The following is a 26,795-nucleotide window of genomic DNA, read 5'->3' as shown; positions in this document are numbered from 1 at the left end:
CTCCATTGCCCTACATTAACATAATCATTTTATGCTATCAATGGAACTTGAAGGAAAAAAAGTACATGCCAAAAAATAGTTTTTTCCATGTACTTTTTTGCATTAGTAGGTTAAAATACATGTACGACCGGGTCAATGCCCGCGGGAATATAGAATTTATATCAGGAGGAGAATTGCAGAATGAAGATTTCAAAGCTTATGGTAAACCGTCTCACCTCTCCGCTGGGGTTTGACTTAACATCGCCCAGCCTTTCTTATGTAGTGAGCGGGACGGAGGCAAAGACACAGAAGAGTGCAAGGATACTTGTCTCGGCAGCTGAAGATTTCTCGGAGGTTGTTTATGACAGCGGCGTCCGTGAAGATATCGACCGCCTGGATTTTGAGCTTCCCATTGAGCTGATGCCATCCACGAGATATTTCTGGAAGGTACAGGTTTGGGGAGATAACGGGGAAGAAGGGGAAAGTGAAACAGCCTGGTTTGAGACAGCAAAAGATGACAGCTGGGTGGGAAAATGGATATCGCCGAAGGCGGATAAACAGATCCAGGCCTCTGTGTACAGGGATTTTACCGTAGATAAACCTGTGAAAAAGGCGCGTATGTACGGTGTGGGCCTGGGAATCTATGAATTATACTTAAATGGAGAGAAGCAGGGAGAAGAATATCTGCTGCCGGGGCTTCACTCTTATGATGCGTGGATGCAGTACCAGACATTTGAGCTGGATGTGAAAGAAGGTACAAACCGCATAGAATTTATGCTGGGTGACGGCTGGTACAAAGGAAAATTCGGTCTTTCCAAAAAAGAGGAGAACTATGGAGACAGGCTTGCCTGCATAGGAGATCTGGTGATCTGGTTTGAGGACGGCACCACTATGACAGTGGGCACAGACACCCAGTGGAAAGCAAGAAGAAATAAAGTGGAAAGCAGCGGCATCTATCCGGGTGAGCATTACAATGCAATGATGGATGTGAGCGAAGTATTTGAGACTGAAGAGATCAGCCCTCTTGTAGGTCCGCTTACGCCAAGGCTCAGCCCGCGCATCGTAGTAAATAACCGGCTGAAACCAGTGGAGCTGATACATACGCCTGCAGGAGAAACAGTGCTGGATATGGGGCAGAATATGGTAGGCTGGATAACATTTACTAATAACCAGCCAAAGGGCACAAAGCTGCTGTTCCAGTTTGGAGAGATCCTTCAGGATGGGAACTTCTATAATGACAATCTGAGAAAAGCAGAGGCAGAATTTAGTTATATATCAAGCGGAGAGCCTGAGGAGGTCAGGCCGCATTTTACATTCTACGGTTTCCGCTATGTGAAGATAAGCGGATGGACAGGAGAAGTAAATAAGGATGATTTCACAGGCCTTGTGATCCATTCAGAGATGACAGAGCTGGGTAATATCGAGACAGGAGATCCTCTCGTGAACAGGCTGTTCCTCAATGCAAAATGGGGGCAGAAGGGAAATTTCCTGGATGTTCCTACAGACTGCCCCCAGAGGGATGAGAGGATGGGCTGGACAGGAGATGCCCAGATCTTCTCAGGGACAGCCTGCTACAACATGGACACATACGCCTTCTATACAAAGTACGGCCGTGACGTGTACAGCGAGCAGCTGAAATTAAACGGCAGCGTGCCGGATGTGGTCCCGCTGGTAAATTTTGAGGGGGACGGCTCCACTGCCTGGGGAGAAGCGGCAACTGTGATCCCGTGGAATGTATACCTGCACTATGGCAAGAAGGGGATACTGAGGCGCCAGTATGCCAGCATGAAGGCATGGGTGGACTACATGAAGGAACAGGATGACAAGTACGGCTCAAAGAGGCTGTGGCAGAGCGGCTTCCACTATGCTGACTGGCTGGCTTTAGACGGCAGGGTCGAGGGCGGAGTGTATGGAGCTACGGATCCGTTCCTTGTATCATCTGCATACTATTATTACTCAACTGATATAGTCGCAAAGGCTGCGAAGGTACTCGGAAATGAGGAAGATGCCGTGAAGTACCAGACTCTGGCCGAAGAGATCAAGGCAGCTTTCCAGGAGGAATACTTTACAAAGACAGGGCGTCTCTCCGTGGATACGATGACGGCATATGTCATGTCCCTGTTCATGGGCCTGACTCCTGAAGGGGCGTATGAGAGGACATGCAAGGGACTGCTCAATAAGCTGAAAGAAAACAATTACCATCTCTGCACAGGATTTGTGGGGACGCCGTATCTGTGCCGTGCCCTTTCAGACAATGGAATGAATGACCTGGCATACCACCTGCTCATGGAGAAAGGTTTCCCGGGCTGGCTCTATGAAGTCATCATGGGGGCAACTACAGTGTGGGAGCGCTGGAATTCTGTTCTTCCCAATGGAAAGATCAGCGGAACGGAGATGAATTCCCTGAACCACTATGCATATGGTTCCATCGTAGAATGGATGTACAGGGATATGATCGGTATCTGTCCGGCAGAGGGAGAGCCTGGATTTCGGAGGGCGGTCATTGCGCCTAAGCCAAACTATGTGATCGGATGGGCCAAGTGTACGCTTGATACGGCATCCGGGACATACAAGGTAAGCTGGGAGCTGAAAGACAAGAAATTAAAGTTCTGTGTGACTGTTCCATTTGATACACAGGCTAAGCTTGTACTGCCTGATGCAGATGCAGGCAGCGTTGAAGTAAAAGCGGCAGAAGGCTGCAGTGAGGCGGCTAAGGTCCAGGCAGGTAAGAATGTTGAGATCGAACTTGCTCCGGGAGAATATGAGTTCACTTATGAACCTACAGTGCCTTACAGAAAGATATACAGCATATACAGCCCGGTGGAGGATCTGATGGAGAATGAGGCCGCCAGGAAGATCTTGCAGGAAGATTTCTTTGATGTGTACGGAAGGATCCCGTTTGTGAAGGAAACTCCTGTACTTTTGGATCTGGCAAATGGGCCGTTCACACAGATGCCTTATGAGAAGCAGGCTGAGATAGATGCAAAGCTGAGACAGGCAGAATAAAATAAGAATTAGAAAGCGGGCAGGGAGTGCTTTATAGACGTTCCCTGCCCGCTTTTCTGTATTCACCAGGTGTCATGCCATAGGCGGTTTTAAATGTCCTCATGAAATGCTCCGGATTTTTGTATCCGGCCAGTTCGCAGACAGAAGAAATGGGGAGCCGTGTCTCCTTTAAGGCGCGGCAGGCCTGTCCCAGTTTTATGTCCCTGATGATCTGCAGAAAGGTCCTGCCTGTCCCTTCTTTGATCAGGGTACTGAAGTGGGGCGCGGAAAATCCGAAATGTCCGGCAGCCTCGCCAAGAGTGACGGATTGGTAGTTGGCGCTTAAGTAATTCAGGATGCTTGTGATAGATGCGCTGCCATATTCCTTAGTCAGCATACATTGGATATCATTCTCATGGTAGCGCAGAAGCTGCGCCCAAAACATCATCAGCATGGTATTTAAAAAAGCAGTGCTGTATTTCTGGCGGCTGAGGTATTCAATATAAAGGTCCTCAAGTGAAGAACGCACTCTGTCATCACAGCCTGTATGAAAGATCAGGTAGTTCCCCTTCGTCTTTCGATACAGCACGTGGGTAAAAAACTGTGACAGGGCATTGTCAGCGGCCAGCAGCTGGAAGAAGGTGGATTGAAACGTACTTCTCCGCACAATGATGTTGATGGCAATGCTGTCATCAAAGATCTCAAGCCGGTGGCTTGTATCAGGGGGGATAATGCAGATGTCCCCGGCTTTGAGGTGATGCTCCATCCCCTGTATTAATGTACGGACTTCCCCCTCATAGATACATAATATTTCAAAAAATTCATGCTCATGAGTATAGCCCGGAGTATACCTGTAATGTTTGGACAGCAGGATATTGCCGGGAATATTTAAAAATGTGGCTGCCTCATCCAGGTATGGGATCCACTCAGGATTGCCCAGAGCGGGAACGAACAGCTTGCGGTCGCGTATATAATTTCTGTCAAGTGAGGCTATGTATTGAGGGAAGGTCTCCGGATGTGTATGCTCCTGTATATAGAGGTCCCTGTAAAAGAGCTCATCTTCCTCATATGCAGTAATATATTCATAAAAATTTTCTTTCCTGATCTCCATTTAAAGTCTCCTCTCTGGGATTTATTATATCATGGAGGAGGGAATTTTGCTGTGATATCTGAAAAAATATCAGTTAAATCTCTTAAAAGCCTCAATTGGATATGCCGGAAAAAGAGGTAAAATAGTTATGACAGAGTATCTGATAATTTAATTAAGAAAATTAATTTTAACGGGAGGTTTTTATGGCAGCTGTAAGCAGTGATATCAATATGGTGAGAGTTACAAATGAGGAATTCGTTAAAAAGGCGCGTGACTGTGAGCCTGTACTTCTGGAAAAGACAGTCTATCCGTCACATATTGTAAAGATTGAGAAAAACGGGAAGACATATCCGGATGTATCTGTGACTGGCACCCCGGAAGATCTGCCGGATCATCATATGAAAAAGGGAGACAGCATCTGCATGGATTTTGGTGACCACCAGGTAGGATATGTGACTTTGAAGCTGGCTTCAACAGGCAGCCCCCAGGATTCACCGGCGTATTTCAGGCTGAAATTCGGGGAGATAGCAAAGGAGATGACAGAGGTCTCGGAAGAATATGACGGCTGGATCAGCAGAGGCTGGATACAGGAGGAATTTATCCACGTGGATGTGCTTCCGGCGGTTGTTGTCCTGCCAAGGAGATACGCGTTCAGATACCTGGAGATACTGGCCATTGACACAAGCCCGAAATGGCAGCTGGTGGTTGAGGAGGTGTCATGCAGGAGCGTATCAGCAGTGGATATGGAGAGCGTTTTGCCTGTCAATACTGAGGATGAGTTACTGCGGCGTATGGACCAGGTGAGCCTGAGAACCCTTCAGAACTGTATGCAGTCTGTATTTGAGGATGGGCCTAAACGTGACCGCAGGCTCTGGATCGGCGACTTGAGGCTGCAGGCCCTTGCAAATTATGAGACTTTCAAAAATTATGACCTTGTAAAGCGCTGCCTTTACCTGTTTGCAGGCCTGACAAGGGATGACGGCAGGGTGGGAGCCTGTCTGTTCATTGAGCCGGAATATATCGTGGATGATACTTTCCTGTTTGATTATTCACTTTTCTTTGCCCCTATCCTCCTGGATTATTATGAAGAGACAGGCGATAAGGAGACACTTAAGGAGCTGTGGCCCTGTGCATACAGGCAGATAGAGCTGCTAAAGGGGATGTTTGACGAGAATAACCTGATGGTCTGCGCTGAGGGATTCTGGTGCTTTATCGACTGGACAGAAGGGCTTGACAAGCAGGCAGCTGCCCAGGCAGTCTACATTTATTGTGCCAGGAGGGCGGCAAAGATCGCGGGCATATTAGAAGAGTTGGATAAAGTGAAGGAGCTGGAAAAGGAGATCGGTGATAAGGTAAGGGCATCTTTGGAATATCTGTGGGATGAAAATACAGGGCTGTTTACAAGCGGAAGCAGCAGGCAGATCTCCTATGCCAGCCAGGTGTGGATGATACTGGCGGAAGTGGTGGATCAGGAGAAAGGCAGGGCTGTATTAAAAGAGCTGGAACGCCGGAAGCCTGAAAAAGGAATGGTTTCCCCGTACATGAACCATCATTTTACAGAAGCGATGATCCAGTGCGGCATGAAGGAAGAGGCACTGGAATATATGAAATACTACTGGGGAGGAATGATACGGCTGGGGGCAGATACTTTCTGGGAGCTGTATAATCCTGAAAATCCGGCGGAATCACCTTATGGCTCCAGTATCGTGAACAGCTACTGCCATGCATGGAGCTGCACGCCTACATACCTGCTCAGAAAATATTTTCTCAGCTGATCAGGTATGAATGTTTCTTTTTATTAAGACCTTTCGGAAAATCAGTGCTATAATAACGATAACAAAATAAACACCGGGAGGCAGCAGCTTGAACAAAATTGTAAAAGATATCCTTGAGTATATAGAAGACAATCTGGATGAAGAACTTTCACTTGACAGGATCGCAGGGAAACTGTGCTATACAAAATATCATATAAACCGTCTGTTTTCACAGGAGACGGGGACCAGCATCTATAAGTATATCCAGACAAGGCGCCTGTCAGAGGCAGCCAGGAAGCTTTCAGAGACAGATATGCCCATTGTTGATATAGCGTATGAGGCGCATTATGGTTCACAGCAGGCGTTCACTCAGGCCTTTGGCAGCGTATATATGTGCAGCCCCATGGCTTACAGGAAGATGCATGCAGGATGTGCAGTACAGATCATTGAGAGATTTGGCAGGCTTGAAAGAGCAGGAGGAAGCAGCGGATTTACCGGCTGCATGAGAGGAGGTATGGCGGCATGAGCATAGTGCCATATGTGATCCAGAGGACAGGCCAGGGGGAGCGGAGTTACGATATATTTTCCAGGCTTTTGTCTGACAGGATCGTATTTTTGGGAGAAGAGGTCAGCGATGCCTCAGCCAGCCTGATCATAGCGCAGATGCTGTTTCTGGAGGCGGAGGACCCGGGAAAGGAGATACAGTTCTATATCAACAGCCCGGGAGGGTCCATCAGCGCAGGGTTTGCCATATATGACACAATGCAGCATATCAGGTGCGATGTGTCAACCATATGCCTGGGGATGGCGGCCAGCTTTGGGGCGTTCCTTCTGGCAGGCGGAGCAAAGGGCAGGCGTATGGCGCTCCCCAATGCAGAGATCGTGATACATCAGCCCCTTGTGGGAGGAAACGGCATTCAGGGGCAGGCGACTGATATCATGATCGCCTCAGAACATATCTTAAAAAACAGGGAAAGGCTGAACCGTATCCTGGCTGAAAATACAGGACGGACTGCAGAGGAGATCGCCAGAGATACAGAGAGGGATAATTATATGAGTGCGGCGGAAGCGCTGGAATATGGGCTGATCGATAAAGTGCTGGCTCCGCGCCAAAATTAAAGAGCAGCAGGGCTGGGATGAGTGTATGTACTGGTTACAAGGTGAATAGTAAGGCGGGCTTTCAGGCTGTTTTCAGGTTTCTCTAAAGAGGTGCTATCTCCTTGACAGATTGAGAAGTTTATGATTAAATATGGCCATAGGGCACTTGAACTGCAGGTGTTCTGATCTAACTGGTGACATGTGAAAAGTGATCAATATCACCCGGTATGCAGGGCTGGATCCGGGATATTGACTGAACCAAGGGGATAAATATATGGTATATTTAAAAAGAACTGCCGGGATTGCCGTGCTGCTGGCAGCAGCGCTTGGCATTACAGGCTGCGGAGATACGATGCTTGAGCTGCCCGCCTCCGCCCAGCTGGACATACCGGAGGTGTTTCAGATGCCTGAGCTGCCTACCGGATGTGAGTCAGTGGCGCTTACAATGGCATTGATGTATGAAGGGTTTGAGCTTGATAAGACAACGATAGCGGATGACTATCTGGTCTACAGTGAGGATGGGGATTTTTCCGGCGGATATGTGGGGGACCCTAAATCCGCGGAAGGTGCAGGATGTTTCCCGCCGACGATCGTGGAGACTGCAAATGCCTACCTGAAAGAACAGAATTCCACAAAAACAGCTGTAGATGTGTCAGGGCAGTCTATGGAGACTCTGTTCCAGTATGTGGCTGCGAACAGGCCGGTACTTGTGTGGACCACAATGTATATGCTGGATCCGGAATATACGGATGAATATTTCGAGATACAGGGAAAGCAGTATTTCTGGTACGGCCTGGAGCACTGTGTTGTTATTTCAGGATATGATATAGAGAGCGGCACAGTTACCGTGAATGACCCTCTGGAAGGAATCGTGGAGCGGTATATGGATGACTTTGAAAGATTGTACAATGATACAGGAAAATATGCTGTTGTATTAATGTGACAGTGATGCTAAAAAATTGAATCAGGATACCCGGGCCGGCAGGATGACATGCTCCCGGGTTTTTTGATTTCCGGATAGGAAAGCTGAGGTAAAGCATATGAAAATGAAGGACGGATGTCTGCCCTGTGTGGTGAACCAGGTGATCAAGGTAGCGGATATAACAGATGCGAAGGAGAGGGAGAAGCTGTACCGCCATGCGTTTGCATATCTGAGCACTATGGATTTTGAAAAAACGATCCCGGAGAATATGGGAGAAATCTTTGATATGCTGAAAAAGCATATTGGAAATGAAGATCCCTATAAAGAGATACGCCGTTTCTATAATGAGCTGCTGCTGGGGGTGAGCGGACAGTTTGAAGAGCGGATAAACAGGGCAGAGGACCAGTTCATGCAGGCCATGAAATATGCCGTCTTAGGTAATATCATAGATTTTGGACCCATGCATGATATCACTATGGATGATGTCATGAGCCTCTTCGACGCCTCAGACGGGCTGGAGTTCAAGATCAGCCAGGCTGCCGGGCTGAGGGAGGATATAAGTAAGGCGTCAAGTCTGCTGTACCTGGGGGACAACTGCGGGGAGATATGTCTTGACAAGCTCTTTATAAAATATATCAAGAAGCAGAATCCTGAGATAAAGATTTATTTCGGAGTGAGAGGCAAGCCTGTGCTCAATGATTCTATTGAGGAGGATGCCTATTTTGTCGGTATGGATGAGTATGCCAGGATCATCAGCAATGGTGACAGCTCTGTGGGCACAGTTCTGGAACGCACCAGCGGGGAGTTTAACAGGATCTTCGGGGAAGCAGATGTAATACTGGCAAAGGGGCAGGCTAATTACGAATGCCTGAGTGAGTACAGGGAAAAGAAAATCTATTTTCTCCTTATGGCAAAATGCCGGGCTATAGCCGAAGATATTGGTGTGGAGGAGAAAGCGCTGATCTGTATGTCAAACATGTCCGCGGGTTGACAGCAGGGTTAAGATGTGCTAGACTGTCACAAATGAAAGGCGGGCCGGTATTATGTACAGACTGAAGTTTGCGAAGCTTCATAGGGACGACGATATCTGGCGCTTGTAGCTGTGTTTGATTCAGACATAGGTGCAGGCGCTTATATTGCTGTGCCTGTGTGGAATGGATAAGAGAAGGCCACATTGGTGAATTTTTTACCTTTGTGGTCTTTTTTTGTTATATATAGCTGCGAAGGCACTGGACAGCCGCTTTTAAGAAGACAGGAGGAATGATATGATGCAGTCAAGGACACACACATGCGGAGAATTACGTAAAGAAAATATTGGCCACACAGTTACTCTGGCGGGATGGTATGAGAATCTGCGCAAAGTCAGCAGAAATCTGGGATTTCTTATAATCAGGGATTTTTATGGGGTCACCCAGGTCGTGATCGAGACAGAGGAAATGATGCGGACGGCAGAAGAGATCAACTGTGAATCAACCATCTCTGTCACCGGGACGGTGCGGGAGCGCTCTAATAAGAACAGGGAGATTCCCACAGGTGAGATCGAGGTGGTGCCTGAAAAGATAGAGCTTTTGGGGCACTGCAGGTATAATGAGCTTCCCTTTGAGATCAGACATTCAAAGGAGGCGGATGAAAATGCCAGGCTGAAATACAGATACCTGGACCTGCGCAATCCCCGGGTAAAAGAAAATATTATCCTGCGCTCAAAGGTCACATCAAGGCTCCGGGAAAGAATGACAGGCCTTGGCTTTATGGAGATCACAACACCCATACTGACAGCCTCATCCCCGGAAGGGGCCAGAGATTATCTTGTGCCCTCCAGAAATTTTCCGGGTAAATTCTATGCCCTGCCCCAGGCTCCCCAGCAGTTTAAGCAGCTTTTGATGGCATCCGGCTTTGACAGGTACTTTCAGATAGCTCCCTGTTTCAGGGATGAGGATGCCAGGGCGGACAGGTCTCCGGGAGAATTCTATCAGCTGGACATGGAGATGGCATTTGCTTCCCAGGAGGATGTGTTCAGCATTATGGAGGAGGTGCTGGCCCCTGTATTCAGTGAATTTGGCATCTATGAAATTGTGTCAAGGCCGCCTTTTAGGAGGATACCCTACAGGGAGGCCATGGAGAAGTACGGCTCTGACAAGCCGGACCTGAGGATCAGTCTGGTATTGGAGGACATATCTGATGATCTCAGAGGCTGCAGCTTTAGTATTCTGGGAGATGAAGGCGCGGTCGTTAAGGCGGTTGTGATAAGAGGCTTCAGGGAGAGCCGCAGATTTATTGATGAGACATGCGCCCAGGTACAGGTCCAGACAGGCAGGCCTGTCTACTGGTTCAGGGTGAATGAGGCAGGAGGATTCACAGGCGGGGTATCTAAGCATCTGGCAGGCTATGAGGACGGACTGAGGGCCAGGCTGTCATTAGAACCTGGTGACCTGGTGTGCATGGCAGCGGGAGATAAGCTTTTAGAGGTTCAGAAGACGGCGGGCGTTATTAGAAAGATATTCGGCACAAAGCTGGATTCCTGTATTGACAGGGATAAATATGAATTCTGCTGGATCGTGGATTTTCCCATGTATGAGATAAGCGAGGAGACAGGAAAGCTGGTATTCTGCCACAATCCGTTTTCCATGCCCCAGGGAGGCATGGAGGCCCTGCTTTATAAGGAACCGCTTGAGATCTGTGCATACCAGTATGACCTGGTCTGCAATGGGACCGAGCTCTCTTCCGGCGCGGTGAGGAACCACGATCCGGATATTATGGTAAAAGCATTTGAACTGGCCGGGATGGGGGAGGAAGATGTCAAAGCCAGGTTCCCGGCTATGTACAGCGCTTTCTGCTACGGCGCCCCGCCTCATGCAGGCATAGCTCCCGGTGTTGACAGGATGGTCATGCTGCTCTGCGGGGAGGAGAATATACGCGAGATCATACCATTTCCAATGAACAGCAGGGCGCAGGACCTTATGTGCCAGGCGCCGGGGGAGGTAAGTGAAGAGCAGCTTGAGGCGGTACACATTGTCCCGCGGGATATGGCTGTCAGGAGGAAAGAATGGAAAATACCAGAGATATGACAAAAGGGAGCCCGGCGAGGCTGCTGTTTTTCTTTGCTATACCGCTGATGCTGGGAAATCTGTTCCAGCAGCTGTATACCATGGTGGATACGATAATCGTGGGGCAGGGCGTGGGCGTGCAGGCGCTTGCATCCCTGGGAGCTGCAGACTGGCTCAACTGGCTTTTTCAGGGGATCGCCACGGGGCTGACACAGGGATTTTCTATCTTGTTTGCCCAGTTCTACGGCGCCAGGAATGAGGAGGCTCTGAAGAAGTCCATTGGAAACTCTATTGTGCTGACACTGGCTGCGGCAGTTCTGCTCACAGCCGCAGGAGAGATACTGCTGACAGGTATACTGAACCTCTTAAAAACACCGCAGGATATCTACGGAGGAGCCAGCATATATCTGAGGATCATGTTCGGCGGGATTCCCGTTGTACTGTTTTATAACCTGGAAGCAGCGCTGCTCCGGGCCCTGGGGGACAGCAAATCTCCGCTTATTGCAATGGTAGTGGCAGCATGTACAAATATTGCGCTGGACCTGCTTTTTGTAATGGTATTTCACTGGGGGATACCGGGAGCTGCAGCTGCAACCATAATAGCCCAGTGTGTGTCTCTGCTTTACTGCCTTGCTGTCATCAGGAAGATCAGTATAGTCAGGCCGGGCAGGGAAGACTTCAGGCTTGGCAGAAGCCTGTGCCGGCAGCTGCTGGGGCTGGGGATTCCGGTGATGTTCCAGAATACTGTCATCAGTGTGGGAGGCATGGTGGTGCAGTCTGTCATTAACGGGTTTGGATTCCTGTTTGTGGCAGGATTTACAGCTACGAACAAGCTATATGGACTGTTGGAAACTGCCGCTATTTCTTTTGGCTTTTCTATTACCACTTTCGTGGCGCAGAATATGGGGGCCGGAAACTACGGGAGGATCAGAAAGGGCATGAGAAGCGGCGCTGCCATGGCTCTGCTGACATCAGTAGTAGTCTCCGCCATCATGCTGCTCTTTGGAAGGCAGATTTTGTCCCTCTTCATATCTGCGGATGCAGGGCAGGCGGATGAGGTGCTGTACATAGCGTTCCATTATCTGACCATTATGAGTATTTTCCTGGCAGTGCTCTATGCGCTTCATGCATACCGCTGCGCACTTCAGGGCCTGGGAGATACTGTCACCCCTATGGTGTCAGGGATAGCGGAATTTGTGATGAGGGTGCTGGCCGCCCTTCTGCTGCCCAGGGTGATGGGACAGGAGGGGATCTACTATGCGGAGATCCTGGCCTGGATCGGGGCGGCTGCCATCCTGGTGACTGCATATTACAGAAGGATGGGCAGAGAAAAGGGGAGAGTCTGATAATCGTGAAAAGTAATAGATTATCTCGTTTTTTAGCAGAATTTATAATAATATGGTTTACAAAGATGCCGTTTGGCTGCATAATAGGAAACATAAGTTAGAAGGAACATTAATAAGGAGAGGGGACGTAAGTAATGCAGCAAAAGAAGAGTAGAAAGCGAAGATCCGGCTTAGCCGCATACATTGTGCTGGGGAGCATTCTGTTGATCATAGCGGCGGCTTATCTTGTCATGGTAAATCATTATACCAACAGGTTTTTACCGGAATCCAACCTGAATGGAATGGATGTATCAGGCATGACGCCTGAGGAAGTGAAAAAGGATATACAGGCTTCCATCACGTCATATCAGCTGACGATCAAAAAACTGGACGGCCAGGAAGAGGTCATCACATCTAAGGATATGGGCAGAGAGTACGCGGATGACCATAAGGTGGAAGAACTGATAGACAGTCAGAACCAGTGGCTCTGGTTTGAAGCATTATTCTCAAACGAAAGATATGAGATGACTGCCGGGGCTGTATATGATGAGAATCTTCTAAAAGCCAGTGTGGACGGGCTGGATTGTTTCAAACCGGCACTTGTGACCGCACCGGAGGATGCATATATCCAGGAGGATGTCACAGGCTACAGGATCGTTCCGGAAGTAGAAGGAAACACCCTGGACAAGGAAAAGGTTATGAAGGCCGTGAAGGAGGCCGTGGATGCCGGGAAAACAGAGATTGACCTGGCTGCTCTGGAGTGTTATATCAAGCCGGAGGTTTACAGGGATGACGCCAGGCTGAACAGCCAGGTGGAGAGCTTAAACAGGCTGACATCTGCAAATGTCTATTATGATTTCGGCGATGAGCGCATAGAGATCATAGGCAGGGACATGATAAAAGAGTGGCTTGTGGAGGACGGGGATATCTACCGCCTGAACGACACATCCGTCTATAATTATGTGGCGGCCCTTGCAGAAAAATATGATACATATGCCATGGAGCGGGAATTCACCACTCATGACGGAAGGACGATCAAGCTCAACAATGGTGAGAATACCGGAGTCTATAAAGGCGAATACAGAGGTGACTACGGCTGGGTGATGAACCAGGAAGAAACAGCCATGGGTCTGATAGAGGCTGTCAATGCGGGTCAGACAGGGCAGATCGAGCCTGTGTGGCTGTATGAAGCCATGAGGCTTGGCATAGATGATATAGGCGGCACATATGTGGAGATCAGCATAGAAGAGCAGAAAATGTGGTGTTATCAGGACTACAAAGTAGTGGTGGAGACACCTGTGGTGACAGGCAATCCGAATACCGGACATGCTACGCCCCAGGGAGGCTGCTGGGCAATCGATGCCAAGATCACAGACACCTTCCTTGTAGGTGAAGACTACAGAGCGCCTGTAAAATTCTGGCTGCCTTTCGATTCCCCCAACGATGTGGGGATCCACGATCTGGAAAGAAGTGAATTCGGAGGGACTGTATACCAGTCAAACGGTTCCCACGGATGTGTTAATACGCCTTATGATGCTGTGGAGCAGATATTCAACATCGTATCTGTGGGAACAGCGGTAATTGTGTATTAAGGATAAACAGGAAGAGTTTTTATGCTGTTCCCGGCGGAGTAAGTTTTGACCGCCGGGAGCAGTATTTTTTTACCAATAGTTACAACCATTTTCCTATTGACAATCTGTGTCAAAATGATAATATATAGTATATACTTTAATAAAATATTTTATAAAAGAAATATACTAAAACAGGAGGGATTTTATATGCTGCAGGAAATTATGGTGAAGCCTGGTAAAATTGAATTTCAGGAAGTGGAGATACCGCAGCCCGGGGAGAACCAGGTATTGGTGAAGATAATGAAAATAGGGATCTGCGGATCCGATATCCATGTGTACCACGGGGAGCACCCCTTCACATCGTATCCTGTGACACAGGGACATGAGGTATCAGGGGAGATAGTAAAGCTGGGAGAGAAAGTCAGGGATCTCTATGTGGGGCAGAAGGTCACAATAGAACCTCAGGTATACTGCGGTGAGTGCTATCCGTGCCGCCACGGCAAATACAATCTCTGTGAAGAACTGAAGGTGATGGGGTTTCAGACAACTGGAACGGCCTCAGAATACTTTGCCGCAGATGCCTCAAAGGTGACTCCCATACCCCAGGAGATGTCTTATGATGAGGGGGCTATGATCGAACCTCTGGCCGTGGCCGTGCATGGGGTGAAGCAGGTAGGAGACGTGAGGGGAATGAAGATCGCCGTTCTGGGAGCAGGGCCCATTGGAAACCTTGTGGCACAGACAGCGAAGGGCATGGGAGCTGAAAAAGTCATGATAACAGATATCAGTGACCTCAGACTTAAAAAAGCAGAAGAGTGTGGAATCCATGTGTGTGTAAATACAAGGGACAAAGACTTTGGCGAAGCTATGCTGGAAACCTTCGGACCGGATAAGGCAGATGTGATATATGACTGTGCGGGAAATAATACCACCATGGGGCAGGCGATCAAGTATGCCAGGAAGGGCAGCATCATTGTGCTGGTGGCGGTATTTGCAGGTATGGCGCAGATAGATCTGGCGGTGGCTAACGACCATGAGCTGGATATCAAGAGCACCATGATGTACCGCCATGAGGATTATCTGGATGCGATCCGGCTTGTGCAGGAGAAAAAGGTACATCTGAGTCCGTTAATATCCAGAAGCTTTGCATTCAAGGATTACCAGAAGGCTTATGAATATATTGATGAAAACAGGGAAACAACAATGAAAGTTCTCATTAATGTGCAGGAGTAGAGGAAGGAGCAGATATACGTATCCGTGTATTCCTTGTCATATCTGTCTATACATATTGACAAAATAAGATTACAAGTGTAAGATAATAACTATTACAGATGTAGGATAAAAGCCATGCCTGCTTTCGGGCATGGCTTTTGACAAAGTTAAAATCTTACAAATGTAATAGAATAAAGACATGACAAGGGGCGATAAGATGAAAATTAAAAAAGGTATCTCAAGGCTTGCCATACTTGCGGGACTTTTTACAATTATGGGAAGTATTCTGATCTTCCGGCTTTATCAGCTGCAGATCATAGAGGGAAAAAGCTATGAAGAAAATTTTGAACTGAGGATAAAGAAGACCTTGACAGAGAAGGCCGTCAGGGGAAACATCTATGACTGCAGCGGAGAATTGCTGGCAGGCAACAGGCTGGTCAGTACAATTACGATTGAGGACAACGGTACTTACGAGACTGACAGGGAGAGGCAGCTTACTCTGAATGGGACGATCTACCGTGTCATGAAGCTGCTTAAGGAGCAGGGGGAAGAGCTGATCAATGAACTGAAGATAGAGCCGGGGCAGGACGGCGGTTACAGATACCTGGCTGAAGGTACGGCGCTGGCAAGATTTAAAGCTGATATATATGGTAAAGCGTATATAGAAGATATGACCTCCCAAGAGGCGGATATGGATGCTGATGAGATGATCAAGTACCTGAAAAGTGAGGATATGTATTCGCTTTACAGTGAGGGCGGCAGGCCATATACTGACAAAGAATACGCAGAATACGGACTGCCCGGTAAGATGACTGAGGAGGAAGAGCTGGCTGTTATTGGAGTCCGGTATATGCTCTCATTAAATTCTTACCGGAAATATCTGCCGGTGACCATAGCCAGGGAGATATCGGAAAAAACAGCTGCAGCCGTCATGGAGAACAAGGCGGTCCTGCAGGGAATAGATGTGTCAGAAGAATGGATGCGGGTCTACAATGGAGGGGATGCCTTTGGCCATATCCTGGGATATACGGGAGTGATCTCGGCGGAGGAGATGGAGAGCACCCGAAAGAGGGGGGAAGACCCGGCTGCAGATGACATAGTGGGAAAGACTGGCATTGAGTATTATATGGATGAGTGGCTGCAGGGGCGGGACGGAATAAAAGAAGTCTATGTAAATAATACGGGAAAGGTGCTGCAGGAGGGGGAAATCATCAGGGAGGAAAGTCCGGGCGGCGATGTCACACTGAGTATCGACAAAGAGCTACAGGAGGCAGTCTATCAGATACTGGAGCAGAGGATAGCCGGTATCCTGATACAGAATATTATAGATGCCAGGAGTTTTGATGTGACATCTGTGGCTGATGCTTCAGATATCAAGATCCCTGTATATGACGTATACTATGCCCTGTTTGACAATGATGTGATAGATATGGACAGGATGGGGGAGGATGGGGCGTCCGCCCTGGAAACAGAGCTGAATGCCCGCATAACCGGAAAAACCGCTCTGGAGGCGGGGAGGATACGTACAGCCCTGGAAAATGAAAAGGCAGATTACGGGAGTATGCCGGAAGAACTCCAGATATACCTTACATATATGCTGGATGACTTCCTGGAATGGGAGGAAGACAGGCTGGATAAAAGCGATGGTATCTACCGGGCATGGCAGCAGGGAAAGCAGACTGACATCAGGGAACTGCTCATGCGGGGAATCGAAAAAGGATGGTTTGCTGCCGGAGGGGCAGATGAGGGAGATAAGTATCTCACAGGCGGGGAATTATATGCGCTTTTCCTGGATGAGACTCTGGAAGGACTGGAGAATGATAAAGGTTTCAGAAAGCTGGTTTGCAGGCAGATGATCCTGTCAGATGGGATATCGCCTTCAGAAGTATGCAGACTGCTGTATGAACAGGGGGAACTGGAAGAAGACGAAGATTACGGGAGACTCTTGTCAGGCGGGATCTCCCCATATGATTTTATTATTGCAAAGATAGCTTCACTGCAGATCACACCAGGGCAGCTGGCCTTGGCGCCGTGCTCCGGTTCCGCTGTAATTACTGATGTGAATACAGGAAAGGTGCTCGCCTGCGTCAGCTACCCCGGATACGACAGCAGCAGGCTGGCAAATGAGATGGATACAGATTACTATTATAAGCTGTATCATGATAAGTCAGCCCCTTTCTATAACAAGGCTACTCAGCAGCTGACAGCGCCGGGCTCTACATTTAAGCCGGTCACTGTCATAGAAGGGCTGCAGGAAGGCATGATTGATTATCATACTGCTCTGGAATGTGACGGAGTGTTTGACAAGGTGGAACCTCATCTGAAATGCTGGAACTGGTCAGGCCACGGGCTCATCACGGGGGCAGCTGATGCCCTTAAAAATTCCTGCAATGATTATCTGTGTGAGATATCCTACAGAATGGGCATGTCCGGCAGGGAGGAATTTTCAGATGACCAGGCATTAGAGTACATACAAAAGTATGCCAGCCTTTTCGACCTAGATAAAGAGTCAGGGATAGAGATCACAGAAAGCAGCCCTCAGATATCAGACCATTACGGTATCCCCTCAGCGATCGGCCAGGGGACCCACAATTATTCTACATCACAGCTTGCCAGGTATGTGACAACACTGGCTAATCAGGGGACAAGCTATAAGCTTTCCCTGATCGAAGAGGCAGGCACGCAGCAGGCTCCCAGGATCGAAAGCAGGATAGACCTGCCCCCGGAGGTCTGGGATACGGTGAAGGAGGGGATGGAGGAATTCGCATCATCGGCCTCATATCTGGGAGAGCTGAATATCAGGACTGCGGGAAAGTCCGGGACTGCGCAGGAATCAGATATCAGGCCGGACCATGCGCTTTTTGTAGGCTATGCGCCGGCAGATGCTCCAAAGATAGCTGCAGCAGTCAGGATAGCGAACGGATATACATCGGGGAATGCTGTGGCAGCTGCGGCAGATATGTTTAAGTATTACTTTGAGGGAGATGAATCTGTGCTCAACTCAAAAGCTTCCCAGGCTTCCACGGTGAGGACAGACTAAAAGCAGCGGCGCCAAGTATTTTCATGCAAAATACGTGCGAAAACACCTGGCGGGACACTAAAAAGCTGGACTGCAACGTAAACCTGCTTTTATTATAAAATCTGCTTGACTTTCCGGAAGAACCTGTATTAAAATAAAAAAAGTACGGACTCGGACTAATTTACAGCTTATCATTGTCAGAAACGGACAGTCCGGGAAGAACTTTGATCTTAAATATAGGAATCTGGGAGGATAAGAATATGAACAGGGAAGAAATGAAGAGCCAGGTCAGGCGGTATTACAATATATGGAGGGAAATGCTGGTCAGCTATGAGGAGTGGGCAAAGGAGTACGGTATCTCATATAACTGTCTTCTGGTGCTCTACTCCCTCTGGGAAGACAGGGAAAACTGTACACAGAAGGAGATCTGCCGCCAGTGGGTGCTGCCCAAGCAGACGGTCAATACAATTTTAAAAGACCTGCAGAAAAAAGGGATGATAGATTTTAAAGTGATGGAAAAAGACCACAGGAATAAATCTATCCATCTCACGAAAGAAGGTGAGGGCCTGACAGAGGAGATCATCCCGGCCCTTCAGGAGCTGGAGGCCTCAGTGATGGAGGAGCTGGGGGAAGTCAGAAGCAGCTCTCTCATAGAAAATACAGCATTGTTTGCAGAGTATTTCAGAAAGGGGAAGGAAAAAAGAAAATGAGGGAAAAGAAAGAGTTTTTATTATATGTGATCCCCTCAGTACTGGCTTTCGCCCTTTCAGGAGTATATGCTATCGTGGACGGCTTTTTTGTGGGAAACAGCATAGGGGATGCGGGGCTGGCGGCTATCAATGTGGCCTATCCTGTGACAGCCCTGCTGCAGGCTCTGGGAACGGGGATAGGAATGGGCGGGGCAGTGCAGTATTCCATCCATGCAGGAGAAGATAAGAGAGAAGAGCAGAGAGCATATATTAGCTGGACCCTCCTTCTGCTGGCGGTTTCAAGCCTGGCGGCTGTGCTGCTCCTCTTTCCTTCTGTGTCAGCTATCCTGTCTGCTTTTGGTGCAAAAGGGCAGCTGCTGGAGATGGGAAAGGAGTATCTCCGGATGATCATTCTTGGAGCAGTTTTCCAGATATTCGGGACAGGTCTTGTGCCTCTCATCAGGAATATGGGAGGTTCTGTTTTTGCCATGTGTGCCATGATCGCAGGCTTTCTCACAAATATCCTTCTGGACTATCTCTTTGTGTGGGTATTTGGATATGGGCTGGGCGGCGCTGCGGCCGCAACCATCATCGGCCAGACAGTTACTGTGGCGGCATGCGTGGTGTTTGTACTGAAGAAGGGACCCGGACTGTCATTAAAGTCAGGGATAAAGCCTGGAAGGCTGTCAAGAAATATCATGAAGGTGGCAGTGTCGCCTTTTGGACTTACCTTTTCGCCGAACATAGTGCTGATCCTTATGAATAAGTTTTCTATGATGTACGGGGGAGAGGGCGCAGTGGCTTGCTATGCAGTCATTGCCTATATCTCCACAATAGTGCTTCTGCTCCTGCAGGGAGTAGGGGACGGGAGCCAGCCTCTTGTAAGCAGGTATTACGGAAGGGGGAGGGCAGAGAGTGTCAGGTCAGTTGGAAGAATGGCATATATCAGCGCTTTTCTTCTGGCAGCAGCCTGCATAGCGGGTCTTTATGCTGCAAGGAATCTGATAGCCCCTGTATTTGGGGCATCTGCGGAGGTCAGTAAGATGTCGGCGGAGGTACTGCCGTTCTTTCTGGCAGGATTCATGTTTATAGCATACCTGAGGATAACTACAGCCTGCTGCTATGCCACGGAAAAAAATGTAAGGGCGTTTATCCTGATATACGGCGAGCCTGTTATGCTGTTTGCAGCGCTTTTGCTTCTTCCGGAATTTATGGGGCTGGAAGGAGTGTGGGCTGCAGTGCCGGTATCACAGTTTCTGACCGCGGCATGCGGCGTGATCATTCAGAGACTGCCGGCTTCCTGAGCCGCTTTGCGAACCCGCTGAGGAGTATCACCGTACAGCCTTTTAAACGTCCTCATGAAAACCTTATAATTGGTGATTCCGTTTTTTTCCATGAGGAGGGTGACACTGTCATCAGTCCTCTTCAGATCCTCATACAGATGCATGGTACGGACTGCATTCAGATATTCAAGGAATGTCTGGCCTGTATATTTTTTGAACATCCTGCAGAAATATTCTCTGCTGAGTCCCAGAAAATCAGCCGCATCATCCAGAGACAGGGAATCCTGAAAATGCTGTCGGACCCATTCCATTGCACGTGTGATCCTGTACAGGTCCCGGCTGGCAAAGCCGGATTCCTGGGGGATGGAGCGGCTGGAGTAATCCTTATAGAGATAGTAGATCAGCTCATACAGCCTGGAGGTGAAAAGCAGCTGGTATCCGTCCTCCTGAGCCTGGTATATTTTCAGCATCTCCTGTATATAGAAGAAAACCTCATCAGGTTTCTCCGGGCCGGGGGATATCAGTGTCTGGAAATGAAGAAATTCAAACCTGGGCAGGTACTGCTTTATCTGTTCCACAGATATCTGCAGCAATATGTAGGTAGTGAACCCATATGTCTGCGTCATATGCAGATCTTTGGAATTAATGACGATGATATCGCCCGGTGCCATATTATATGTCTCCGCCTGCACAACAGCTGTAAGCTCACCGCTTATGAGGTACAGGATTTCCAGATACTCATGCCAGTGGGCAGGGATCGTATTTGTGGAGCACTTTACGAGATTGAATCTTGCCGGCAGGTATTCAGTTTCTGCGACGACTTCATGTGTATATTTGGGCATTGTCTCATCCTTTCGTCATTCTTATGTGTTGTCATCATTATGTTATTTGCCGGGGCGTCTTCCTGGTGTCTGATATAAGCCTGATACGAACTATATCAATTATGACAAATTTTAATTACAAATATTCTATCAGAATCATATAAAAATATCAATATCAACCTATAAAAGGATAAAATGGAGTCTAGAAAACCAGCCCTGGATCATGCATAATAGATGATAACAGTCATGCTGCCGCAGCTGTTTTACAGCTTGGATTTATGAAGGCATGTATCGCAAGGTTATATATGATAATGAGGAGGATATACAATGCAGTTAAAGACGAGGACATTTACAGGAACTACATCTGATGGGGTGACATCAAGAGAGCTGGCAAACAGAAAGCTTGCACGCAGGGCGGCAGCAGAAGGGTTTGTGCTCTTAAAAAATGAAGGGCATTTCCTTCCTGTGGAGAAAAACAGCAAGATCGCGCTCTATGGTGCAGGAGCAGTGAAGACGATCAAGGGCGGGACAGGCTCAGGTGATGTGAACGAGAGGGACTGCGTAAGTATCTGCCAGGGAATGAAGCAGGCAGGTTTTATTATAACGAGTGAGAAATGGCTGGATTCCTATGCCGCCCTGTATGACCAGGCGAGGCTTGAATGGAAGGAGGCCATCATGAAGAGAGTAGAAGAATATGACGGGAATTTCTTCAGGGCATACTCTTCCATACCATTTACCATGCCCTGCGGCAGTCCTCTTGATATGGAGGCAGCCAGGGCAGATGATGCGGACACTGCAGTATTTGTGCTCAGCCGTATAGCGGGAGAAAATAAAGACAGGCATGATGAGGCGGGTGACTATTATATCACAGAGGAAGAAAAGGCGCTGCTCTCACAGGTGTCAGAGGCTTATGAAAATATCGTGCTTGTGATCAACACAGGTGGTCTTGTAGACCTTGCATTTACAGAAGAGTTTACAAATATCAGGTCCATCCTGCAGTTTATGCAGGCAGGTCAGGAAGGCGGAAGTGCATTTGCTGATGTGATAACAGGTGAAGTGACTCCTTCCGGAAAAATGACAGATTCCTGGGCAATGACATATGGAGATTATCCTAATTCATGCACCTTCAGCTACAAGAACGGCAATACTGACACTGAAAAATATGAAGAGGGCATCTATGTGGGATACCGCTATTTTGATACGTTTGACATACCGGTGCGCTATTGCTTTGGTTACGGTCTGTCCTATACAGAATTTGATATCTGCCCGGGCAGCATAACAGTAGACGGAATGGGGACGGAAAAACCGGAAGTGACAGCCAGGGCAGCTGTAAAAAATAACGGCAGCCAGTATTCCGGCAGGGAAGTGGTGCAGGTCTATGTATCCTGTCCTCAGGGCAGGCTTCCAAAGGAGTACCGCCGTCTGGCAGGATTTGGGAAGACACGCCTTCTGAAGCCGCAGGAGACACAGGATATGAAGATAACATTTCCTCTGTATCAGCTGGCTTCATATAGTGAGGAGAGATCAGCCTGGATCCTGGAGGCTGGAACATATGGAATCTGGACAGGAAATTCATTAAATGATGCCAGGCTGGCAGGTACGCTTACACTGGATGAGGATGCAGTAATGGTCCAGTGCAGCCATATCTGTGAGCTGAAGGAAGAGTTAAAGGAACTTGTGCCTGATGAAGCAAAGATGAGGGCGAAGGAAGAAAAATGGCTGAAGGAGGCTGAGAGCCTTAAGGTACAGAATATAGCCATAAAGGCTGAGGATATCCTGACAGAGACTGTAGAGTATTCAAGCATACCGGATGAGTTTTCAGGCAGGGCAGGTGAAATAGTAAATACACTTTCCGAGGAGCAGCTGATTCAGCTTGCAACAGGTGATCCCGGAAAAGGCCAGGGAAATGCACTCGGCAGCGCAGGACTTACAGTTCCGGGAGCGGCAGCAGAGACATCCGGTGCGGCAGCTCTGGAACCGTGGAATGTGGCAAGTATGGTTTTGGCTGACGGGCCGGCAGGACTCAGGCTGAATAAGACTTACCAGGTGGTGGACGGCAAGATCAAACAGGAGGATTTCCTCAAGTCCTTCGAGGGCGGTTTCTTTGCTCCTGAATCAGAAAAGGAAGGAACTACTTATTATCAGTTCTGTACAGCCATCCCTGTGGGAACGCTTCTGGCTCAGACATGGGATACGGAGCTGGTAAATGAGATAGGCGAAATGATAGGCCACGAGATGGAGCTGTTCAATGTGACATTGTGGCTGGCGCCTGGAATGAACATCCACAGGAATCCTCTCTGCGGCAGGAATTTTGAATATTATTCAGAAGATCCGCTGCTTGCAGGCATCATGGCTTCAGCCATGACACTGGGAGTGCAGAAGGTGCCAGGCTGCGGGACCACGATCAAGCATTTTGCGTGCAACAACCAGGAAGACAACAGGATGGGTTCAGACTCTGTTCTTTCAGAGCGCACTCTCAGGGAGATATATCTGAAGGGCTTTGAGATAGCAGTGAAAAATGCCCAGCCAATGTCCATGATGACATCCTATAATATGATCAACGGGGTCCATGCAGCCAATTCTTATGATATCTGTACAAAGGCAGCACGTGATGAGTGGGGATTTGCAGGAGCCATCATGACAGACTGGACCACCACAACTGATTCCACAAGAGGGATCTGTACTGCAGCAGGCTGCATGAGGGCAGGAAATGATATGGTAATGCCGGGCGTGCCTGAGGATCATGACAATATCAGGGCGGAATTAAAGGACGGCACACTGGACATCAGATGGCTGAAGAAATGTATCTGCAACACAGTGAACCTGGCCCTTCAGTCAAACCAGTATGAGGGGGCTGTCAGCTACCTGGATCAGTTTGAAGGCCTTGATACATATATGAAAGCAAGATAATTGAAAAAATATACGACAGATATACAGGGGGGCTGCACTGGCAGCGCCCCTTTGTTTTGTTCACTGAATAAAATTATTTATTTGGGTCAATACTCTAATCAATTAAAGTATATGTACGCCCTTTCGGGGCGGCAGGACAGGGGGAAATTGTATGTTAGAGTCGATAGAAGAAAAAACAATGGTACATTTTTTGAGCAGATTTACAGATCATCCTTTTGTGATAAAGTTCAGGGACCACGAGTTTCCTGTGGGTGAGGGCAGCCCGGCGTTTACAGTTGTATTTAAGGAGGCTATACCTGTTTCAAAGCTTCTGACCAGCACATCCCTGGCTCTGGGTGAGGCCTGCATGGACGGAAAACTGGAGGTTGAAGGGAATCTCTACGAAGCACTGGACCATTTTCTGGGCCAGATGGGGAAATTCTCCACAGATGAGAAGGTACTTAAAAAGCTGATCCACACCTCCACCTCTAAGAAAAACCAGAAAAAAGAAGTAAGCAGCCATTATGACATAGGGAATGATTTCTACAGGCTCTGGCTGGATGAAACCATGAGTTACTCGTGCGCCTACTTTAAAAATGAGAATGATACTCTCTATGAGGCCCAGGTAAATAAAGCAGATTATATTCTGGAAAAGCTTTACCTGAGGGAAGGAATGTCACTGCTGGATATCGGCTGTGGATGGGGCTTCCTGCTGATCGAGGCTGCCAGGAAATACAAGATAAAGGGCACCGGGATCACATTGAGCCAGGAGCAGGAGAAGGAATTTAAAAGGCGGATCAGGGAGGAAGGGTTAGAGGATTATCTGGATGTAAAGCTGATGGATTACAGGGACCTGCCGGATTCAGGCCTGTCATTTGACAGGGTAGTCAGTGTGGGTATGGCGGAACACGTCGGCAGGGAAAATTACAGACTCTTTATCGACTGCGTGAATGGGGTATTAAAGGAGGGCGGCGTATTCCTGCTGCATTTTATCAGCGCCCTTAAAGAGCATCCCGGGGATGCATGGATCAAAAAATATATCTTTCCGGGCGGGGTGGTCCCTTCGCTGAGGGAGATGATCTACGGATTGGCTGAGGATAATTTTCATGTGCTGGATGTGGAAAATCTGCGCCTTCACTACAACAAGACCCTGCTGTGCTGGGAAAAGAATTTTCAGGAGCACATCGGGGAGGTAGAGCAGATGTTTGATGAAAAATTCGTGAGAATGTGGGAGCTTTACCTGTCGGCATGTGCTGCAACCTTCCACAACGGAATCATTGACCTGCACCAGATCCTGGCCACCAAAGGCGTCAACAACAGCCTGCCAATGGTGAGATGGTACTAAATAGCAGCTTAAAATCCACGCAGGCCGTTGTAATGATCGATCAAATACGAGAGGCGCAGCAGAAAGCAGGTATGCACATCCTCCAGATCAAGTCCGCAGACTTCAGAAATTCTGTCCAGCCGGTACACAAGTGAGTTGCGGTGGATGTAGAGCTGCTCTGAAGAGAGCTTGATGCTTCCGCCGCAGTCTAAATATACACACAGTGTCTCATAGAGCTGTGTGTTATTTTTATGGTCATACTGCCGGAGCCGGGCCAGGGCCGGGTGGCAGAAACGCCCGAGGGAATCAGGGGAAGAGACTGCGGAAAAGAGGTCGAAGACCTGATAATCCACATATCTGCAGACCTCCTGGTCAGGAGAAAATCTCTGTCCCAGTTCAAGGGCGGCATAAGCCTGTTCATAGTGGGATACAAAGTTCTCCATATTAGAGAATGTATTGCTAATCCCCAGACGTACATGCTCTTTGGATGAGTACTGGCCGAGCAGGGTATATACATGTTTCTGCGCATCTGAGTCCTTCTCTGCGGGGACAACGGCTACGATCCCGTTTTTATGGTAAGTGACATGGGTGCCCGGAAGCAGTGACTTGAGGTTTCTGGCTGTATATTCCTTGAGGTGGCGTCTTCCCATATATTGGGTGGGCCGCACAAAAAGTACATACATGTGTTCAGGAAAAGCCATCTTGTCCAGACGGGGAAGGATATCCCCGGAAGGGGCGCCGATAAGCATATCGTAGAGCAGCTGCTGGTAGGGGCTGGGGCCCTGGTAGAGATCAGGAACATAGTGGCCCACAGTATAACTGAGAGCCTGGCTGACTGTACTCAGCATTTCCCTGTGTGAAGGTATGAACGCAGTCTCCCCCTCTATCATGAGCACGAAACCGATCTGCATTCCTCCGTGGAAGACCTTACAGCTGAGCTTGCGGTAGGGGGATTCCGGGCAGGTGACCTCCACGGCATCCAGAGTCATGGCAGCATTTTTCAGAGGCTCCAGTTCTTTCACAGCGCTGATGAAATCATAGCTGCAGTATCCCTGGCGTATATTTTCCTTCCACAGAGGATCAATGACAGGGATAGAGGAAGAATTGGCTATGATCTTAAAGGTCATATCGTTAAAGACAAGAGAATTGCCAAGCCTGATAGCGGCAGCATTCAGCACTGATTCAAGGGAGTGTGTCTCATCAGCCAGCGCTTTCAGTTCTTCGTAGAGCCCCCGGCTTCTGTTTGATTCTATATACGTCCTGGCCTGGTTGAAAATAGAAAAGAGGGAGGAGCTTTCAATAAGGGCGGCATTCCGGAATGGGAGAGCCGCGAGAGGGCCATAACAGGATGTTTCAGAAGACAGGCTGCTGCAGCCAAGTATGCACTGGGGAGGCAGGGGCTGGCCGGGATTTATTTGGTCACTGTAACCAAAGTAAAGCGTGCTGGTGTTGTAGCGGAACTGGCAGTTGTCTATGAGAGCCACATCCTGGATCTCCCAGCTGTCTGAGGCCCGCAGAATGTGTATTTCGCATTTATTGGATATTTTTTCAGTCAGATATATAAAATTCATGGCATATTCCCCCTTCTGCATGCAGGCGCATCCCTGTCAGGAATATATGGGGCTCCTGTCTGCGGACTTGCCAAACCGGCTGTTTTACATTGTCTTAAGTAGAGTATAGTGCACGGTGCACAAATTGTCAAATATTTATCATTCACGGTACACGTTGAAAAGAAATGCAAATTTGTATAAAGTTAGGGGTAGAAAAGAACGGAAAGGAAATTCATTTTA

18 protein-coding genes are annotated in these 26,795 nt (G+C 48.4%); 15 read left to right on the top strand and 3 right to left on the bottom strand.

Annotated elements, in window-relative coordinates; translation table 11 throughout:
• The first annotated feature begins 180 nt into the window (after positions 1 to 180).
• A complete protein-coding gene (locus NSB28_RS11395; RefSeq protein WP_109627403.1) occupies positions 181 to 2,985 on the top strand; it encodes an alpha-L-rhamnosidase in 2,805 nt (934 codons plus the stop codon).
• A gap of 31 nt (positions 2,986 to 3,016) precedes the next feature.
• Here the strand turns inward: NSB28_RS11395 and NSB28_RS11390 are convergent, their stop codons facing one another.
• The gene (locus NSB28_RS11390; RefSeq protein ID WP_109627402.1) at positions 3,017 to 4,075 is read right to left on the bottom strand and encodes a helix-turn-helix domain-containing protein; all 1,059 of its coding nucleotides are present in this window, start codon (positions 4,073 to 4,075) and stop codon (positions 3,017 to 3,019) included.
• Between the two features lie 182 nt (positions 4,076 to 4,257).
• Here NSB28_RS11390 and NSB28_RS11385 point away from each other — a divergent pair, with 182 nt between their 5' ends.
• The 12 genes from NSB28_RS11385 to NSB28_RS11330 all read left to right on the top strand — a co-directional run bounded on the left by NSB28_RS11385 (position 4,258) and on the right by NSB28_RS11330 (position 19,992).
• Complete coding sequence (locus NSB28_RS11385) at positions 4,258 to 5,829, top strand: alpha-L-rhamnosidase-related protein (RefSeq protein WP_109627401.1); 1,572 nt, start codon at positions 4,258 to 4,260, stop codon at positions 5,827 to 5,829.
• Positions 5,830 to 5,917: 88 nt separating this feature from the next.
• A complete protein-coding gene (locus NSB28_RS11380) occupies positions 5,918 to 6,334 on the top strand; it encodes a helix-turn-helix domain-containing protein (protein ID WP_109627400.1) in 417 nt (138 codons plus the stop codon).
• Positions 6,331 to 6,927, top strand: coding sequence for an ATP-dependent Clp protease proteolytic subunit (locus NSB28_RS11375; RefSeq protein WP_109627399.1), 597 nt, complete (start codon positions 6,331 to 6,333; stop codon positions 6,925 to 6,927). Before NSB28_RS11380 ends, NSB28_RS11375 begins: the two co-directional genes overlap by 4 nt.
• A gap of 253 nt (positions 6,928 to 7,180) precedes the next feature.
• A complete protein-coding gene (locus NSB28_RS11370) occupies positions 7,181 to 7,849 on the top strand; it encodes a C39 family peptidase (protein ID WP_109627398.1) in 669 nt (222 codons plus the stop codon).
• Between the two features lie 97 nt (positions 7,850 to 7,946).
• Positions 7,947 to 8,819, top strand: coding sequence for a damage-control phosphatase ARMT1 family protein (locus tag NSB28_RS11365; RefSeq protein ID WP_109627397.1), 873 nt, complete (start codon positions 7,947 to 7,949; stop codon positions 8,817 to 8,819).
• Positions 8,820 to 9,093: 274 nt separating this feature from the next.
• Positions 9,094 to 10,893, top strand: coding sequence for an aspartate--tRNA ligase (aspS, locus tag NSB28_RS11360; RefSeq protein WP_109627396.1), 1,800 nt, complete (start codon positions 9,094 to 9,096; stop codon positions 10,891 to 10,893).
• A complete protein-coding gene (locus tag NSB28_RS11355; protein WP_109627395.1) occupies positions 10,872 to 12,218 on the top strand; it encodes an MATE family efflux transporter in 1,347 nt (448 codons plus the stop codon). Before aspS ends, NSB28_RS11355 begins: the two co-directional genes overlap by 22 nt.
• A 134-nt stretch (positions 12,219 to 12,352) precedes the next feature.
• Positions 12,353 to 13,789, top strand: a complete 1,437-nt coding sequence (locus NSB28_RS11350) for a L,D-transpeptidase family protein (RefSeq protein ID WP_109627394.1) — start codon at positions 12,353 to 12,355, stop codon at positions 13,787 to 13,789.
• Between the two features lie 186 nt (positions 13,790 to 13,975).
• A complete protein-coding gene (locus tag NSB28_RS11345) occupies positions 13,976 to 15,001 on the top strand; it encodes a zinc-dependent alcohol dehydrogenase (RefSeq protein WP_109627393.1) in 1,026 nt (341 codons plus the stop codon).
• A 196-nt stretch (positions 15,002 to 15,197) separates the two neighbouring features.
• Positions 15,198 to 18,020 carry a penicillin-binding transpeptidase domain-containing protein gene (locus tag NSB28_RS11340; protein ID WP_257497735.1) on the top strand — a complete coding sequence of 941 codons (2,823 nt, stop codon included), beginning with the start codon at positions 15,198 to 15,200 and terminating at the stop codon, positions 18,018 to 18,020.
• Positions 18,021 to 18,259: 239 nt separating this feature from the next.
• Positions 18,260 to 18,709 (top strand): MarR family winged helix-turn-helix transcriptional regulator, encoded by a 450-nt coding sequence (locus tag NSB28_RS11335; protein ID WP_109627389.1) that lies wholly within the window; start codon positions 18,260 to 18,262, stop codon positions 18,707 to 18,709.
• Positions 18,706 to 19,992 (top strand): MATE family efflux transporter, encoded by a 1,287-nt coding sequence (locus tag NSB28_RS11330; protein WP_109627387.1) that lies wholly within the window; start codon positions 18,706 to 18,708, stop codon positions 19,990 to 19,992. The genes NSB28_RS11335 and NSB28_RS11330 overlap by 4 nt, the downstream gene beginning before the upstream one ends.
• On the opposite strand, the gene NSB28_RS11325 is transcribed toward NSB28_RS11330, so the two are convergent.
• The gene (locus NSB28_RS11325) at positions 19,971 to 20,813 is read right to left on the bottom strand and encodes an AraC family transcriptional regulator (RefSeq protein ID WP_109627385.1); all 843 of its coding nucleotides are present in this window, start codon (positions 20,811 to 20,813) and stop codon (positions 19,971 to 19,973) included. The two genes, NSB28_RS11330 and NSB28_RS11325, sit on opposite strands and share 22 nt — an antisense overlap.
• Before the next feature lie 306 nt (positions 20,814 to 21,119).
• Here NSB28_RS11325 and NSB28_RS11320 point away from each other — a divergent pair, with 306 nt between their 5' ends.
• Together NSB28_RS11320 and NSB28_RS11315 are read left to right on the top strand one after the other, a co-directional pair.
• Positions 21,120 to 23,702 carry a glycoside hydrolase family 3 protein gene (locus tag NSB28_RS11320; protein WP_109627383.1) on the top strand — a complete coding sequence of 861 codons (2,583 nt, stop codon included), beginning with the start codon at positions 21,120 to 21,122 and terminating at the stop codon, positions 23,700 to 23,702.
• A gap of 151 nt (positions 23,703 to 23,853) precedes the next feature.
• The gene (locus NSB28_RS11315) at positions 23,854 to 25,026 is read left to right on the top strand and encodes an SAM-dependent methyltransferase (RefSeq protein ID WP_109627381.1); all 1,173 of its coding nucleotides are present in this window, start codon (positions 23,854 to 23,856) and stop codon (positions 25,024 to 25,026) included.
• An 8-nt stretch (positions 25,027 to 25,034) separates the two neighbouring features.
• Here the strand turns inward: NSB28_RS11315 and NSB28_RS11310 are convergent, their stop codons facing one another.
• On the bottom strand, positions 25,035 to 26,576 hold the full coding sequence (locus tag NSB28_RS11310; protein WP_109747150.1) for a PucR family transcriptional regulator: 1,542 nt from the start codon (positions 26,574 to 26,576) through the stop codon (positions 25,035 to 25,037).
• Positions 26,577 to 26,795 lie beyond the last annotated feature (219 nt).

This window comes from Murimonas intestini (assembly GCF_024622195.1).
In the GTDB taxonomy this organism is placed as follows: Bacteria; Bacillota; Clostridia; order Lachnospirales; family Lachnospiraceae; genus Murimonas; species Murimonas intestini.
The sequence above is the reverse complement of the archived record's forward strand: the minus strand, read 5'-3'. Positions and strand labels throughout refer to the sequence as shown.

Coding starts and splice junctions, on each gene's coding strand:
- NSB28_RS11395 (WP_109627403.1), top strand. CDS start 181: ATGAAGATTTCAAAGCTTATGGTAAACCGTCTCACCTCTCCGCTGGGG.
- NSB28_RS11390 (WP_109627402.1), bottom strand. CDS start 4,075: ATGGAGATCAGGAAAGAAAATTTTTATGAATATATTACTGCATATGAG.
- NSB28_RS11385 (WP_109627401.1), top strand. CDS start 4,258: ATGGCAGCTGTAAGCAGTGATATCAATATGGTGAGAGTTACAAATGAG.
- NSB28_RS11375 (WP_109627399.1), top strand. CDS start 6,331: ATGAGCATAGTGCCATATGTGATCCAGAGGACAGGCCAGGGGGAGCGG.
- NSB28_RS11370 (WP_109627398.1), top strand. CDS start 7,181: ATGGTATATTTAAAAAGAACTGCCGGGATTGCCGTGCTGCTGGCAGCA.
- NSB28_RS11365 (WP_109627397.1), top strand. CDS start 7,947: ATGAAAATGAAGGACGGATGTCTGCCCTGTGTGGTGAACCAGGTGATC.
- aspS (WP_109627396.1), top strand. CDS start 9,094: ATGATGCAGTCAAGGACACACACATGCGGAGAATTACGTAAAGAAAAT.
- NSB28_RS11355 (WP_109627395.1), top strand. CDS start 10,872: ATGGAAAATACCAGAGATATGACAAAAGGGAGCCCGGCGAGGCTGCTG.
- NSB28_RS11350 (WP_109627394.1), top strand. CDS start 12,353: ATGCAGCAAAAGAAGAGTAGAAAGCGAAGATCCGGCTTAGCCGCATAC.
- NSB28_RS11345 (WP_109627393.1), top strand. CDS start 13,976: ATGCTGCAGGAAATTATGGTGAAGCCTGGTAAAATTGAATTTCAGGAA.
- NSB28_RS11340 (WP_257497735.1), top strand. CDS start 15,198: ATGAAAATTAAAAAAGGTATCTCAAGGCTTGCCATACTTGCGGGACTT.
- NSB28_RS11335 (WP_109627389.1), top strand. CDS start 18,260: ATGAACAGGGAAGAAATGAAGAGCCAGGTCAGGCGGTATTACAATATA.
- NSB28_RS11330 (WP_109627387.1), top strand. CDS start 18,706: ATGAGGGAAAAGAAAGAGTTTTTATTATATGTGATCCCCTCAGTACTG.
- NSB28_RS11325 (WP_109627385.1), bottom strand. CDS start 20,813: ATGCCCAAATATACACATGAAGTCGTCGCAGAAACTGAATACCTGCCG.
- NSB28_RS11320 (WP_109627383.1), top strand. CDS start 21,120: ATGCAGTTAAAGACGAGGACATTTACAGGAACTACATCTGATGGGGTG.
- NSB28_RS11315 (WP_109627381.1), top strand. CDS start 23,854: ATGTTAGAGTCGATAGAAGAAAAAACAATGGTACATTTTTTGAGCAGA.
- NSB28_RS11310 (WP_109747150.1), bottom strand. CDS start 26,576: ATGAATTTTATATATCTGACTGAAAAAATATCCAATAAATGCGAAATA.